The organism is uncultured Flavobacterium sp. (assembly GCF_951805225.1).
Classification (GTDB): Bacteria; Bacteroidota; Bacteroidia; order Flavobacteriales; family Flavobacteriaceae; genus Flavobacterium.
The window spans coordinates 3,644,871-3,661,080 of the sequence record NZ_OX638201.1; the positions used below are offsets into that span (position 1 = coordinate 3,644,871).

General features: G+C 32.2%; 14 protein-coding genes and 1 tRNA gene. 12 read left to right on the forward strand and 3 right to left on the reverse strand.

Features of this window, described 5'->3' with window-relative positions:
• The first annotated feature begins 78 nt into the window (after positions 1–78).
• Entirely contained in the window at positions 79–504 is a 426-nt protein-coding gene (locus WN975_RS15005) for a hypothetical protein (protein WP_337967241.1), read from the forward strand.
• A 305-nt stretch (positions 505–809) separates the two neighbouring features.
• Complete coding sequence (locus tag WN975_RS15010; protein WP_337967242.1) at positions 810–968, forward strand: hypothetical protein; 159 nt, start codon at positions 810–812, stop codon at positions 966–968.
• A gap of 193 nt (positions 969–1,161) precedes the next feature.
• Here the strand turns inward: WN975_RS15010 and WN975_RS15015 are convergent, their stop codons facing one another.
• A complete protein-coding gene (locus WN975_RS15015; RefSeq protein WP_099709373.1) occupies positions 1,162–1,614 on the reverse strand; it encodes a DUF4442 domain-containing protein in 453 nt (150 codons plus the stop codon).
• Between the two features lie 231 nt (positions 1,615–1,845).
• Between WN975_RS15015 and WN975_RS15020 the strand changes: the two genes are divergently transcribed.
• From WN975_RS15020 to WN975_RS15040, 5 genes are all read left to right on the forward strand, one after another.
• Positions 1,846–2,325 carry a DUF4870 domain-containing protein gene (locus WN975_RS15020; RefSeq protein WP_337967243.1) on the forward strand — a complete coding sequence of 160 codons (480 nt, stop codon included), beginning with the start codon at positions 1,846–1,848 and terminating at the stop codon, positions 2,323–2,325.
• A 166-nt stretch (positions 2,326–2,491) separates the two neighbouring features.
• Positions 2,492–2,824: a PadR family transcriptional regulator gene (locus WN975_RS15025; RefSeq protein ID WP_121328994.1), complete on the forward strand. Its 333-nt coding sequence runs from the start codon at positions 2,492–2,494 to the stop codon at positions 2,822–2,824.
• Positions 2,825–2,827: 3 nt separating this feature from the next.
• Entirely contained in the window at positions 2,828–4,582 is a 1,755-nt protein-coding gene (locus WN975_RS15030) for a PspC domain-containing protein (protein ID WP_337967244.1), read from the forward strand.
• Between the two features lie 3 nt (positions 4,583–4,585).
• Positions 4,586–5,320, forward strand: a complete 735-nt coding sequence (locus WN975_RS15035; protein WP_337967245.1) for a head GIN domain-containing protein — start codon at positions 4,586–4,588, stop codon at positions 5,318–5,320.
• 86 nt (positions 5,321–5,406) lie between these two features.
• Entirely contained in the window at positions 5,407–6,240 is an 834-nt protein-coding gene (locus tag WN975_RS15040; protein ID WP_337967246.1) for a DUF2807 domain-containing protein, read from the forward strand.
• Between the two features lie 162 nt (positions 6,241–6,402).
• On the opposite strand, the gene trxB is transcribed toward WN975_RS15040, so the two are convergent.
• Complete coding sequence (gene trxB / locus WN975_RS15045; RefSeq protein ID WP_337967247.1) at positions 6,403–7,350, reverse strand: thioredoxin-disulfide reductase; 948 nt, start codon at positions 7,348–7,350, stop codon at positions 6,403–6,405.
• Between the two features lie 176 nt (positions 7,351–7,526).
• Between trxB and WN975_RS15050 the strand changes: the two genes are divergently transcribed.
• A tRNA-Pro gene (locus WN975_RS15050) sits at positions 7,527–7,601 on the forward strand.
• Between the two features lie 875 nt (positions 7,602–8,476).
• Positions 8,477–8,881: a septal ring lytic transglycosylase RlpA family protein gene (locus WN975_RS15055; protein ID WP_337967248.1), complete on the forward strand. Its 405-nt coding sequence runs from the start codon at positions 8,477–8,479 to the stop codon at positions 8,879–8,881.
• A 124-nt stretch (positions 8,882–9,005) separates the two neighbouring features.
• Here WN975_RS15055 and WN975_RS15060 read toward each other — a convergent pair whose 3' ends face one another.
• Positions 9,006–11,174 carry a hypothetical protein gene (locus tag WN975_RS15060; protein WP_337967249.1) on the reverse strand — a complete coding sequence of 723 codons (2,169 nt, stop codon included), beginning with the start codon at positions 11,172–11,174 and terminating at the stop codon, positions 9,006–9,008.
• Positions 11,175–11,470: 296 nt separating this feature from the next.
• On the opposite strand from WN975_RS15060, the gene WN975_RS15065 reads away from it, so the two are divergent.
• From WN975_RS15065 to WN975_RS15075, 3 genes are all read left to right on the forward strand, one after another.
• Positions 11,471–13,981, forward strand: a complete 2,511-nt coding sequence (locus WN975_RS15065) for a DUF2339 domain-containing protein (RefSeq protein ID WP_337967250.1) — start codon at positions 11,471–11,473, stop codon at positions 13,979–13,981.
• The gene (locus tag WN975_RS15070) at positions 13,968–15,194 is read left to right on the forward strand and encodes a hypothetical protein (protein ID WP_337967251.1); all 1,227 of its coding nucleotides are present in this window, start codon (positions 13,968–13,970) and stop codon (positions 15,192–15,194) included. Before WN975_RS15065 ends, WN975_RS15070 begins: the two co-directional genes overlap by 14 nt.
• A gap of 245 nt (positions 15,195–15,439) precedes the next feature.
• The gene (locus WN975_RS15075) at positions 15,440–16,207 is read left to right on the forward strand and encodes an AAA family ATPase (protein ID WP_337967252.1); all 768 of its coding nucleotides are present in this window, start codon (positions 15,440–15,442) and stop codon (positions 16,205–16,207) included.
• Positions 16,208–16,210 lie beyond the last annotated feature (3 nt).

Genomic DNA, 16,210 nt, shown 5'->3' on the forward strand with positions numbered 1-16,210 from the left:
CCGATTTTAGCGTCGAATAAATTATATCTTAGCTCTTTGACTAACTTTTAAATATATTCTAAAATCAATTAATACAAAATGACTAAAAAACGTTTTTTAATACTTCTTATTTTTCCATTAATATTAATGAGTTGTGATCCCGCTCATACTATTAATTTTATAAACCAAGGAAAAAACAATGTGAAAGTTAAATTGGTTATAAATTCAAAACCACAATTTGAACGTTTGGATGATATAAAAGTCGGAGATTCAATTGTCTTTAACTTAAAACCAAATGATACTGAAGAAAATGAAGATGGAATATATTTTGGAATAGGTGTTTGGAATGAAAATTTACTAAAAACTGTCGCCGAAGACATAAAAAGAATTGAAATTGAGAATAAGGACTATAAAACCATTTACAAATCACAAAAATCAATTGAAAAAATATTGATAAAAAACCAAGAAGGCTTTTTGTGGAAAACAGCAGTAAACATCCATATTAATAATGATTTAACGAATTAAAATATGAGAAAAATATGTTTTGTACTATTTCTTATTTCTGCAATAATCTATATTAAAAAAGTAAATGATAAATGGATCGTTGATAAAATAGAAGAGGACTGGATTGCTTAATTCGGTATTATTTACAAAGATTAACAACAAAACTGTTTTAGGAAAAAGTTTAAAAAGAGTTTAGTTTTAAATTTAATACTTCTTTGATAGGCATTAACTTATCGTTGACAATTTCTAAAACTAAATCGTATTATATTTGAATCAAATCTTCAATCAAAAAAAAGAAAAGTACTAACAATTAAATTAAACAAAAAATGAAAAAATTATTTACTGTTTTAGCTATCGCTTTATTCACAGTTGGATTACAAGCACAAGACACAACACCAGCTCCTAAAAAAGAAAAAGCTAAAAAAGAATCTTGCTGCAAAAAAACTGCTGACAAAAAAGACAAAAAATGTTGCGCTAAAAAATAAGCAGAACATGTTTTAAAAGTAAAAAGCCTCAAATATTTGAGGCTTTTTTTTATGGTTTGTTTTTTGGCCACGGATTATACAGATTAAACGGATTTCTTTTAAACGATCTGAATTTAACTTTGACAAAGTTTAAAACTTTGTCAAAGTTCTTCGTCTAGAATCTTTTTAATCCTTTAATGTGTGGCAAATAATTTTATTTAATTCTTACGCTCCATTCAAAATCCATTTCTGAAACCTGAACACCTTCTTCATTTGTTCCAATAGATTTCATCCAGAAAGTTTGTCCCTCGCCTGTTGCGATTGTTCTTTGGATTGCTTCGGCGATTAAATGTCCGTCGTTACAAACGAATGTTATTCTTCCGGTAGCTTTTTTGGTGAAGTTTCCTTTATTATTGGCAACCAACATTGAGATTTTTTTTCCGCTTTGCTGAATTTGAGAAATTACTAATGCTCCAGTTGTTAATTCGGCTGCCATTGCCTGAACTGCAAAGTACATCGAATTAAAAGGATTCTGATTAATCCATCTGTGTTTTACGCTTACGACGCATCTGTCGTCGTCGATTGCTTTTACGCGTACACCGCAAATGTATGCTGAGGGTAATTTGAATAATACAAATTTATTGAGTTTGGAAACTGAAATTGCCATGATATTTATTTTTTTATGTAAAAATACAAAAAAACTATGCACGCACAATAAATTGCAATTACTTTCCTGTTTTGTCAGTAAAATCAATACTTAACAATGATTTTCAGCTGATTATAGAGCTATTTTAAATTTCAACTTTGTTAAAATTTTGTTAATAATTAGTACTATGTAAAACAAGATACTGTCTTTTAGCCATATATTTGTATAAGAAATTACTATATACTTTTAATCATGGAAACAACAACACCACTCATCATGGAAACATCATCAGAAAAGAACACTGCAACGTTCACACATTTAAGTACTTTGAGTCAATATATTATTCCGTTTGGGAATTATATTTTTCCAATATTGATCTGGACGAGTTACAAAGACAAATCGGAATTTGTAAATCACCACGGAAAACAAGCACTGAATTTTCAGTTAAGCGTATTGCTTTATACTTTGATTTTGGCTTTGATCGCAATTCCGGTTTTTATAGCTGTCATTTTTCAAAATCTTCCAATGGAAGCTGTTTTTAACGATGACGATTTCTATATCAGAAATATTAATTTTCAAGGAAACATTGGATTATTAACTATTGGAGCAACGGCTGTAGTACTTTTTGGATTATTAAAATTTGTTGAATTCTTTTTAGTGATTTATGCTTCGATAAAAGCTTCAAACGGAGAATTGTATAAATATCCGCTTACGATTCCTTTTATAAAGTAATCAATATTATGAAGCACTTCGACTTCGCTCAGTGTGACATAAAAAATTAAAAGTTATAGTCGAAACTTTACAAGCAATCAACAAGAATTGTTTCGAAATCAATCATCAATCAATCATCATCAATCAAAAAACGAATTGTTCAATCTAAAAAAAACAAAATGAAATTATGAACATTGAAAACACAAAAGCACAGATGCGCAAAGGTGTTCTTGAGTTTTGCATCTTATCAGTATTGAAAGAAAAAGACGCTTATACATCAGAGATATTAGACACTTTAAAAAACGCAAAATTACTAGTTGTTGAGGGAACAGTTTACCCGCTTTTGACTAGGCTGAAAAACGACGGTTTGCTTAATTATCGTTGGGAAGAATCGACCTCTGGGCCACCACGAAAATATTATGGATTAACCGAAATAGGACAAACATTTTTAAAAGAACTTAGCGGAACCTGGACAGAATTGTCTGACGCCGTAAATCTAATCACCAATCAAAATCAATAAGTCATGAACAAAACAGTAAATATTAACTTAGGCGGTATGTTTTTTCACATCGATGAAGACGCATATTTAAAATTGACACGCTATTTTGACGCTATAAAACGATCACTTAACAACTCGTCTGGTCAGGATGAAATTATTAAAGATATCGAAATGCGTGTTTCTGAATTATTAACAGAAAAACAAAAAAGCGAGAAACATGTTGTAGGCTTAAAAGACGTTGACGAAGTGATTACGGTTATGGGACAACCTGAGGACTACATTATTGAGGACGAAGAAAAACCAAATCAGTCTTTTAATGATTACGGTACAAGAAAACATAAAAAATTATACCGTGATAAAGAAAAAGGTATGATTGGTGGTGTTGCAACTGGTTTAGGACATTATTTTGGAATTGACGCTGTTTGGATTAAAATCCTATTCTTAGTATTTGTTTTTGCAGGTTTTGGAACAGGTATCTTAGCATATTTCGTTCTTTGGGTTGTAACTCCGGAAGCGATTACAACTTCTGAAAAACTTGAAATGACTGGAGAACCGGTTACAATTTCGAACATCGAGAAAAAAGTTCGTGAAGAGATTGAAAACTTATCTGAGAAATTCAAAAATGCAGATTATGATGCAATGGGAAACCAAGTAAAGTCGGGAGCTGAGAGAATAAGTAGTTCATTTGGAGACTTTGTTATGACGGTTTTTAAAATCTTTGCTAAATTTTTAGGAGTAATCTTAATCATGTCAGGGATTAGTGTTTTGATCGCATTATTGATTGGAGTTTTTACTTTGGGGACCAATATCTTTATTAATTTTCCTTGGCAAAATTTTGTTGAAGCCGGAAACTTTACTGATTATCCAATCTGGTCATTTGGTTTATTAATGTTCTTTGCAATTGGAATTCCGTTTTTCTTTTTGACTCTTTTAGGTTTCAAATTACTATCTCCAAACTTAAAATCAATTGGAAACATAACAAAATATACTTTGTTGGCAATCTGGATTATTGCGATTGCAATTGCAATTAGTATTGGAATCAAACAAGCAACGGAACTTTCTTATGACAACAAAACGATTGAGAAAAAAGAAATTAGCGCTGGTGTAACAGATACTCTTTATGTAAAATTCAGATACAATGATTACTACGCTAAAAGCCTTAATCAACATAGAGATTTTGAATTTGTTCAGGATTCTGCAAACAATCAATTGATTTATTCTACTGACGTTCGTTTACATGTTTTGCATACTGATAAAGCAACTGCTTATTTACAAATAGAAAAAAGTGCAAGAGGAAATTCTTTTGTGAATGCAAGACAAAGAGCTGAAAAAATTAACTATAAATACCAAATCAACGGTAATCATTTAGTTCTTGATAATTACTTTTTGACAGATGTAAAAAACAAATTTAGAGGTCAGGAAGTTGATGTATATTTGTACTTACCAGAAGGACAATTGTTTAAACCAGATGCTTCGGTTCAGGAATATGATGACTCTGACAATGATTTTTTCAACTTACACTTTAGCGGAAACTATAACTATAAAGTTGAAGGATCTAAAATTAAATGTCTAAACTGTCCTGCAGAAGAAAATGAATATAATGATGGTGACAACGATGCAGACAATGATTATGAATACGACAATGAAGGCAGAATAATCAACAACGATACTGTAAAAGAAGTATCGATTAAAATAAATGGAAAAGAAGTTTTAAACGGAAAAAAAACATCAGGAAAATTAACCACTGATAAAAACGGAGTTATAATCAAAATCAACTAAGCCATGATAAAAATAATCATTCATATTACGAAATTAATTGTTGTTACAATAACCGCATTATTATTTGCCTCATGTAATTTAAACATGAATACTATTGAAGGAAGTGGAAATGTAACAACGGAAAAAAGAATTGTTCAGGGAGATTTTAAAAATATCAGAGTGAGCAATGCGATCGATTTAGTTATCGAACAATCTGATTCTACTTCAATTACTGTAGAAGCCGATGATAACTTGCAGAAAGAAATTGAAACTAAGGTTGAAAATGGAACTTTGGTAATTAGATGTAAATTCAGTTCTTTCCGTAACATTTCTCAAAAAAAGGTAACTGTTAAAATGCCTGTTATTAATAAAATAGAAGCTTCAAGTGCTGCTTCTGTAGCGAGTAAAAATGTTATTCAGGGACAAGATATAGAATTAGAAACATCAAGTGCCGCAACAATGGATGTAAATGTAGAATCAGATAACATTTCATGTATAACAAGCAGCGGAAGTTCTATTACAATTGAAGGAAAAGCATTAAAAACAATTGCCAGAGCTTCAAGCGGATCTAGTGTAAATGCCGGAAAATTACTGGCAAATGAAATTGAGGCAGATGCATCAAGCGGTGGCGATCTTAAAGTTCACCCTATTTTGAGTCTGAAAGCTGGTGCATCAAGTGGAGGAAGTATTAATTATAATAGTATTCCGAAATCAATTGAAAAAACTGCTAGTTCAGGAGGAAGCATCAGTCAGGGCTAAACTTTATTTATCTGTTAAATATAAAAGAAATCATTCATCAAAAGTGGATGATTTTTTTATATTTGTCAAAATCAAATCTAGAATTAATGAAAAAACATGCAGCCCTAATCCTATTATTACTAGTTACAACATTAACTTTTGCTCAAAAAAGAGAAAAAATAAAAGGTTCTAAAATTGTTACTGTATCTCAAAAAGAAGTTGGTGATTTTGATGCTATCGAAGTCGATGATAATCTGGAAGTTTATTTGGAAAAAGGAGAAAAAAACGAAATTAAAATTGAAGCCGATGATAATTTACACGATATCATTGGAATGGATTTAAGAGATAAAACACTTCGCTTATATACTTCGAAAGAAAGTACAATCTTTAAAAAACTTAGCGTACGTGTAACCTACACAAGTTCATTAAAGAAAGTAATTGCCAAAAATGACGCTATAGTTTATGCTATTCAGGAAGTTATATTAGACGATATTACTTTTAATAGTGTTGATTTTTCTAAATTGTTTTTGAACGTAAATGCTAAAAAATTCTCTTTAGTAGCTGATGATAAATCAAGAACAGAATTGAATTTAAAATCTGATGATGCGAGTTTACAATTGAGTAAATATGCTGCTATCAAATCATTAGTTTCAGCAATAAAATTCAAATGTGATTTATATCAAAAATCAAATGCTGCTATTGAAGGAATTGCAGAAAAAGCAACTATACGTTTAGACAATAATTCAATTTTTACAGGAACAAAATTCACGCTGAAAGACGCAAACGTTACTGCCGAAAGTTATTCTGTTGGTAGTATTTTAGCCGAAACTACAGTTTCATTAGCAATTGGAGACAAAGCTGAACTTTCTCTTTTTGGAAATCCGGCGGTTCAATTAACCCGTTTCTCTGAAGAAGCAAAACTTTTTAAGAAGATAAAATAAAAAAGAAGTTTCAAGTTTCAGGTTTTCTTTGTTTCAAGTTATTGGAACGTTATAAAACAGAAAGTCCCATTTGTAATTACAAATGGGACTTTCTGTTTTTATTGATTTTCTACTCACATTTCAACAACTTGAAACCTGAAACAAAGAAAACCTGAAACTTTTTTACTCTTTAGAAGCCAAATATCTTTCAGCGTCAAGTGCAGCCATACATCCTGTACCCGCAGCAGTAATTGCCTGACGGTACACATGATCTGCAGCGTCACCGGCAACAAAAACACCTGGTACGTTTGTATTAGAAGTTCCCGGAGTATTGATGATATAACCAGTTTCGTCAAGCGTAATATAATCCTTGAAGATATCTGTGTTTGGTTTATGACCAATTGCAACGAAAAATCCTGTTGCAGGAATTTCAATAACTTCTCCGTTATTTTTGTTCAAAGCTTTTATGGCGTGTACAACATTCTCGTCTCCTAAAACCTCAACTGTATCGTGATTCATTAAAATCTCGATGTTTTCAGTTTTACGAACGCGTTCTTCCATGATTTTAGAAGCTCTGAATTTTTCGCTTCTTACTAACATTGTTACTTTTTTACAAAGTTTAGATAAGTAATGTGCTTCTTCACAAGCTGAATCTCCTGCTCCAACAATTACAACTTCCTGATTACGGTAGAAGAATCCGTCGCAAACAGCGCACGCAGAAACTCCACCTCCCATTTGTAAATAATGTTGTTCTGATGGTAATCCTAAATATTTTGCTGATGCTCCTGTAGAAATAATAACAGTTTCACAGTGCAATTCGATTGTATCATTAATCCAAACTTTATGAATATCACCTGAAAAATCAACTTTAGTAGCCCAACCATCACGAATATCAGCACCAAAACGTTTTGCTTGTTCTTGTAACTGAATCATCATTTCTGGTCCTGTAACTCCATCAACATAACCAGGGAAATTTTCTACTTCATTAGTTGTAGTCAACTGTCCACCAGGTTGCATTCCTTGATATAATACTGGATTCATATTTGCTCTGGCAGCATAAATAGCCGCAGTATATCCTGCAGGACCAGAACCAATAATTAGGCATTTAATTTTTTCGATTGTATCTGACATAGTATGTATAGTTTTTAGTGATGCAAATGTAAACTTTATTATAAAAATTCACACCCAAATCAAATCCTAAATAACTATCTTGAAATAAGTTTTATTTATTTTCACTTTTTTCTTTTGCAAATCAAATTTATTACTATATTTGCATCCGCTTACGGGCAGTACAACAAATACATCTTCGGGGTGTAGCGTAGCCCGGTTATCGCGCCTGCTTTGGGAGCAGGAGGCCGCAGGTTCGAATCCTGCCACCCCGACAAAAGTCTTTTCAGAAATGAAAAGACTTTTTTTTTGCACATAACTCAAAATCCAATAAAACATAAATTAATTCTGAACGACTATAGCGTCCCGATTAAAAATCGGGAAGACCAAAGGTTCGAATCCTCCCAACCCGACAAAAAAGTCTTTTCAGAAATGGAAAGACTTTTTTTTTTTGCTTTAAACTGAACAACAACAAATTATTGAACGGTGATAGCGTCCCGATTGAAAATCGGGAAGACCAAAGGCTCGAATCCTGCCACCCCGACAAAAGTCTTTTCATTTATTTGAAAAGACTTTTTTTTTGCTTTAAACTCAAGTAATGAAAAATACTGAACGATCATAGCGTCCCGATTGAAAATCGGGAAGGCCAAAAGGTTCGAATCCTCCCAACCCGACAAAAAAGTCTTTTCAGAAATGGAAAGACTTTTTTTTTTGCTTTAAACTGAACAACAACAAATTATTGAACGGTTATAACGTCCCGATTGAAAATCGGGAAGACCAAAGGCTCGAATCCTGCCACCACGACAAAAGTCTTTTCACAAATGGAAAGACTTTTTTTTGCTTTAAGCTTAAGTAATGAAAAATATTGAACAGTTATAGCGTCCCGATTGAAAATCGGGAAGACCAAAGGTTCAAATCCTGCCACCCCGACAAAAGTCTTTTCATTTATTTGAAAAGACTTTTTTTTGCTTTAAACTGAATTAACTACAAATTCTGAACGACTATAGCATCCCGATTGAAAATTGGGAAGCCCGCAGGTTCGAATCCTACTGTCTAAACAAAAGTCTTTTCCTTACATAAATAAACCCTATTACTACATATCATCCTTTTTAGAATAATCTTTTTTTGTCAAAAATTAGAAATTTTAAAAATGAAAAAAATATTACTATATCTTCTCTTCGTTATTTCGACAACTGCAATTGCTCAAAAAAATTCTGAACTTATAGATCAAAATTCAAAAACTGATACACTTCAATTATACAAGAAAGACGCACATGCCTCTTATTATCATGATAAATTCAACGGAAGAAAAACTGCAAGCGGTGCAAGATTTGACAACAGTAAATTAACTGCTGCACACAAAAAATTTCCTTTTGGAACAAAACTAAAAATCACAAACGAGAAAAATAATAAATCCGTCATTGTAGAAGTTACCGACAGAGGTCCATTTATTAAAGGAAGAGAAATCGACCTGACCAAAAAAGCTTTCATGAATATTGCTTCTAACAAACAAAGCGGATTAGAATATGTAACAATTGAAATTTTAGAGAATTAAATTCCAACTTATAATATTGAAATACCTAAGAAGCGTTTTTAGGAAATAAAAAAACTCTGAAGATCAATTGGTCTTCAGAGTTTTTTTTTATTTAAAAGATTTCTTAATACAAATTTACGTTTCCTTATTTTTCCATAATAATATACGAAGGATATGATTCCCGATTTGGTAAATCAAAGGTTTCGTCGTAAGGCTGAGTTCCTGTACCATTATTATATAATGCCACACGTTTTACTCCAGTTGCCGTGCTTCCGCCTGTGCCATTAATAACGTTTAGAATATTTCCTGAACCAGCAAAACGAGTGATGCACATTTTTTCGAGTTTCACATTTGGACTATTAGGTATTTCAAAACCATTTTTCTTGTTCACAATACCATCATTTCCAGTAAAAACTGCATAAGAACCCATTCCTATTGTATGATGTTCTTTTACCGTATTTGCAACTTTGAATGCTGCATAACCATCCACTTTTCCTTCTTGACTTCTCCAACTTGCTTGATTTGGCGCATCGTACGGAGGTTCGTTTTGAAAGAAATAAGTTCTGCCACGTTCACCTAACCATAATACCTCATATTCTTGATAATGCTCCGTAAATAATGCATAAAGCATAACATCATCTCCAGTAACAATAAGTCCATTTTTGCATCTGTCTCTTAACCAGCGGGCATTTCCGCCTTTTTGCGAACCATGATCGGCTCGCCACAACCAGAAGTGATCACCTACTACATTGTTGCTGTTTATTTGCATAGAAGCATGTATCTGAATATTTTTTGACTGAACTCCACCTACTCTACAAGTAATATCTGAAAGCAAAATTGGATCAGCAGAATGATCAGCATTTGCATCTTCGTTACCAATTCTAACCTGATATGTTGTACTATTAAATGAATCCATAAGAAGTCCGGCAATTATAATTCCGTCTTTATCATCAGCATAAATACATCCCCAAGTATTTTTCTCGCTAGGTTCTAATGTTACTGAGGCAATACCAGCACCTAAAAGTATTGCATCTTTTCTATTGACCTGAATCGGAGCATTCAATGTATAATGTCCCGGAGTAAAAAATATATTTTTACCCGCTTTTAATGCATCGTTAATTTCCAAATCAGTATCGCCTTCTTTGGTAACGTACCAATCTGTAAGCACATCTTGAATTTTTCCTTTTCCCATATCAGTTGTTGACCAGGAAACCCCTACTCTGTCTTTTTGCCATGCCGGAACAAACACTTTGTATTCGCCATCTTTGTCTATAAAAAGAAAAGGCTTTTCTCTAATAATAGGCGTAGTCGGAACCGGAGAATTAGCTTCATCTGCTTGCGGAGGATTAACACAACCTTGCCAAACCATATTATACGAACCGCCCATAGCTCCCGAACCAGAAGGAAAAATAGAATTTCTGGTATACCATTGCTGTTGTCCGCCCCAATTTGGTCGGGATGAAGTATAATGTGTATCGGCAATAAAACCACCGCTCCCCCAAAAGTTAGTATCTCCGATATCTGAAATATATTTTGAAGTACTTTCAATCAGCATTCTTCGCGCACTGGTTGATTGAGAAACTGTCCAGGCAAAATCTCGCATTACTTCTACATTTTCTATAGAACGCCAAAATGTACACGTAGCATTTGCGCCACCTGAAAGATGAGGTCTGGTGAATACCGAACCCAATTTAACATCTGACGGAACTTTCCCTAAACCTCCAATATGAGAATAAAATCCTAATTCTATTGAATTTGCTTCCGCCGATGATGCAGAACCTGATCCGCCTGAATCATACGTTTGACCGTTAACATTTCCCTTGAAATAATAAGCCTGACGTTTTGTTGTCCACTCGCCGTTTGATCCGCCAAGACCAATAGTAATAAACTGTGAGTTAATATCGTTTCGGGCAGTTTCGGCTTTTTCATATTTTCTATCATAGAAATAAATATTGCTACCGAAAATCTGATTTTCCAACGAAATTATTATTGTGATACCGTTACGAGTAATTTTATAATAGTTCTCATATTTATCTGAATTAGGTTTATTATCCGTAAATGACAATTTAGAAGTTGAACCTACAGACACAAAATCGGATGCCAAGCGACTTCCTCCTCTTGTAATTGTATAATTTCCGGATGAGCCAAATGCCGGCCATGATAATATGATATTGTGTTTTTTCTTGTTGTAAACAATTTTGCCTTTTAGATCATTCTCCTGATTTTTTCCGTCAGATGAATTGGATGTTACAAAACTGCATAGAATCAGTATAACTGCGAACACAGTAAATACTGAGATTAACTTTTTAATCATAAATAAATCTTTTTGGGTTTAATAGAAATAATAGTTTTTCGGGATTCGAAAAATAGTCATAATCTTTAACCTGTAAGTTCACTTTTAGTCTCAAAATTCTAATCAAAAACTATACAAAGCCTCGATTTCCCTCTAATAGCAATGTCAAAAGCTAAAAGCGAGATCAATAATAGATTTGTAATTGTGAAGAGATAGAAATACTTCACACTTTCAATTAACACGAAAAAACTAATTAAATCGGCTTCGTGTCAAAATGTTATTATATTTACCAATCATAACATCATACTTATTTCTTTATGGAAAGTTTTCTTTTAGTTGCGTTATTTTGTTTTTTAATCTACATCCTTAATACGATCAAAGGTCGATTTGACAATCTCGAAGACCACATTCAGAGACTTAATAAAAAAATCGATCTCTTAAAAACAGTCGAAAAACCATCTGAAACTATTCCGGTAATCAAAAAAGAAGAACTCAAAACAGCTCCCGATCAATCGAACAAAGCTACTTTTGAACCTGTTAAATCAGAAGTTACTCAAGAAAAAATTTCTGACGAGCAATTAGAGAAAATTGCATTATCGTCTAAAATTGATAATTCACCTAAACCAGTTGAGCCAAAACCAATTGAACAAAAACCAATTCCTAAACCAATTATTCCCGTTGAACCTGAAAAATCATTTTGGGAAAACTTCAAAGAGAAAAATCCGGATTTAGAGAAATTTATTGGCGAAAACTTAATCAATAAAATTGGTGTATTAATTCTTGTTCTAGGAATAAGTTATTTTGTAAAATATGCAATCGACAAAGATTGGATCAATGAACCTGCGCGCGTTGGAATCGGTGTTTTATGTGGTGCCTTAGTAATGGGAATTGCGCATAAATTGCGTAAAAACTATGCTGCATTTAGTTCGGTTATTGTTGCCGGAGCTATTGCAATTTTCTATTTCACAATCGGGATTGCTTTTCATGATTATCACTTATTCAATCAAACTGTCGCTTTTAGTATAATGGTTGTCATTACGGCTTTTAGCGCTTTAATATCATTATCTTATGACAGGATTGAATTGGCCGTACTTTCATTAATTGGTGGATTTGCCGTTCCGTTTATGGTTAGTACGGGCGAAGGCAATTATGTGGTTCTTTTTACCTACATCATCATTTTAAACATCGGAATTTTGGCTTTAGCCTATTATAAAAAATGGAATCTCGTTAACATTCTCGCTTATATATTCACCGTACTTTTATATGGAGCATGGTTGTCTAAAGATTTAACTTCTGGCAAACCACATTATCCGGGAGCATTTATTTTTGGTTTTGCTTTTTATTTTATTTTCATTTTGATGAATATCATTAATAACATAAGATCAAAAGGAGAATTTTCTAAAACTCAACTGACTATCTTAGCCAGTAACACCTTTTTATTTTATGGTGCAGGAATGGCAATTTTAACCAATTATCATCCGGAATTAAAAGGTTTATTTACGACTGTTCTTGCATTATTGAATTTGATTTATGCCTGGTTTTTATACAAAAAATTCGAACTCGACGAGAAAGCTGCATATCTTCTTATCGGATTAACATTGACTTTTATAACCTTAGCAATTCCTATTCAGTTTGAAGGTAATTATATTACTTTATTCTGGGCTGCCGAAGCTGTCTTACTATTATGGCTTTCTCAAAAATCAAAAATAATCAGTTATCGCTTTGGTTCTATTATCGTTCATGTTTTAATGATCTTTAGTCTGATTATGGATTGGAATAAATATTACCGCAATGACAATTTAGCTTTAAATATTATCATCAATCCTATATTTATAACAGGTGTTTTCGCCACAGCTTCATTGTTTGCAATTTGGTACTTATTAAAAAATGAAACGAAAAACCTAATTATTTTCGACATCACATTTAACCCTGAGAGCTATAAGAAACTTGTTCTGGAAGTTGGTTTTGTATTTACTTATTTAACGGGTTTATTCGAGGTAATTTTTCAATCGAATCATTATATAGAAAACTTATACAGTGCAATTGCATTACCTATTTTGTATCACTTAGTATTCTCAGCAATATTTACTTCGTTTTTAATAAAACAAAAATCAGAAACCGCATATCAGGGCGTTTTGTTGATAGCATCTTCTAATATTATTTTATTTGCATTTTGGTTCTCCAACTATCCATTCTTTGAACACAAAGACATTATTAGTTCCGGAATCGGGGAATCTATTGCTTTTTATCTACATTATGTCTCGTTCTTTATCACGATTTATTTTGCCTATCAATTATTCTTAATCTATAAAAAAGCTGATTTTGACCTTTTCAAACATCGTTATTTTATGTGGATTGCGGCTTTTTTAATCATATATATCGCCAGTTCAGAAGTTATGCTACATGGTCTTATTATAATGAATTCGCCCGTTACAACTCACGATTTACAAACAAGCACTATGTATGCAAGCTATAAATCTGATTTGCCGTTTTTAAGGGATTTTATAGCAGATGATTATATTGGATTAGCCAGAACTAAAATAATCAAAACAGGATTTCCGGTTCTTTGGGGAATTCTCGCTTTTGTCTTTTTAATTGTTGGAATTAAAAAACAATACAAATCCCTAAGAATTATCGCATTATCCTTACTTGGATTAACTATTTTAAAATTATTTTTATACGACATCAGCAACATTTCTGAAACTGGAAAAATTATATCATTTATCCTTTTAGGAATTTTAATTTTGATTATCTCTTTTGTGTATCAAAAAATAAAAGTCTTAGTTATTGATGAAAACAAGCCAAAAGAAAACAATGAAACTGAATAAATTTATCTTACTATTATTTCTTTCCAACCTTTCGTTTGGACAATATAATACAACTGCAAAACTAAAAAAAGCTGCAGAAAACGGCATGCATGAAATTGTTTTATCGCCAGAAATCAGATCTTTTTCAAAACAAGATTTAAGCGATATTCGAATATTTGATTCCAAAGGAAATGAGATTCCCTATTTTATACAAAACAGTAAAGATGTTTCGTCAAATTCATTTGTAGAATATAGTATCATTTCCAAAACGGTTTACCCGAAGAAAACTACTTCGATTATTATTGAGATTCCATTAAATAAAAAAAATAATCAGCTTTCACTTTTTATTGCAAATTCTAATGTCGAAAAAAAGTACTCGGTTTCAGGAAGCGATAACCAAAAAGAATGGTTTGGAATATCTGATTCCCAAATACTTTCTGATTTAAATAGCACATCAGAAACCAGCGTTGTCAAGACTATTTCATATCCTTTAAGTACGTATCGTTATTTAAAAATAGATTTTGATGATCGAAAAACGCTTCCTGTTAATATCCTGAAAGTTGGGAATTTCGACACGCAATTGCAAAAAGGTGCTTTACAGGAAATTGTTCCAAAGAAATCATTTACAACAGAAGATCATTCGAAAAAAGAAACACAAATTCATGTTCTTTTTAATGCACCACAAGTCATTAATCAGATTGCGTTTGAAATTTCAAAACCAACTTATTACAATCGTCATGCTATTCTACTTAGGAAAGTAAAACAGCAAACGAGAAGAAAATCTTCCATAATTGAAGAAGAAATTGCATCTTTTGAATTAAACTCAAACGAAAAAAACATCTTTACTATTCCTGAAATCTTCGAAAAAGAATTTTATATAAAAATAGAAAATCACGATAATCAGCCTCTATCAGTTTCAACAATAAAATACAGTCAAAAACCAATTTCTATTGTTGCGGACTTAAGCAGTAATGAAAGTTACATTCTTAAAACCGGAAACAAAACCCTGACTGAACCTGATTATGACCTTTCAAGTTTTAAAAATAATATTGCCGTTAGCTTACCAGAAATATCTATTTATGATATTCAGCAAAAAACTTCGGATAAAAATCACATCGAAAACAAATCTTTTTGGCAACAATCCTGGTTTATGTGGCTTTGTATTCTACTTGGAGGAATTACAATCTTCTTTTTTACAGCAAGCTTAGTAAAAGATTTAAAAAGAAAGAACTAAATAAAAACCAAGAATTAACCGTTTGAATAGTTTTTTCAAATTCAAACTTTGAATATGTTCATTTTTACCTTAAAAAATGATTTTAACAGAAATAGATTTCACCAATAACTTCATTAATATCAAAAAATAAAATCCGCAAAACACGCACAAAACAAAGGCTTCCCAAAGTTTTACAAATGTTAACAAAATAGATTTTCAGAAACCATAAATAATTGTATTTTTACGGTTCAAAATTCAGAAAATAAATGGGCAAAATCATTGCGATTGCTAATCAAAAAGGAGGCGTTGGAAAAACGACAACATCTGTAAATCTTGCAGCCTCATTAGGTGTTTTAGAGAAAAAAGTATTATTGATCGATGCTGATCCTCAGGCGAATGCTACATCTGGCCTTGGAATTGACGTAGAATCTGTTGAACTTGGAACTTACCAAATTCTTGAACATACAATAACTCCAAAGGAAGCCATTTTAAAATGTTCAGCTCCAAATGTTGACGTGATCCCTGCTCACATTGACCTTGTTGCGATCGAAATCGAATTGGTCGACAAAGAAAACCGTGAGTACATGCTTAAAAAAGCATTAGAAGAAGCAAAAGAAGAATATGATTTCATCATTATCGACTGTGCGCCTTCATTAGGTTTATTAACTTTAAATGCTTTAACAGCTGCTGATTCTGTAGTTATTCCAATTCAATGTGAATATTTCGCACTTGAAGGTCTTGGAAAATTATTGAACACTATAAAAAGTATTCAAAAAATACACAATCCTGATCTTGACATCGAAGGGTTATTGTTAACAATGTACGATTCAAGATTGCGTTTATCAAATCAGGTTGTTGAAGAGGTTCAAAAACACTTTAACGATATGGTTTTTGATACCGTAATTCAGCGAAATGTAAAATTGAGTGAAGCTCCAAGTTTTGGTGAAAGCATCATTAACTATGACGCAACCAGCAAAGGAGCAATTAATTACATTAATTTAGCTCAAGAAATTATAAAGAAAAACAGTAAATAGTTT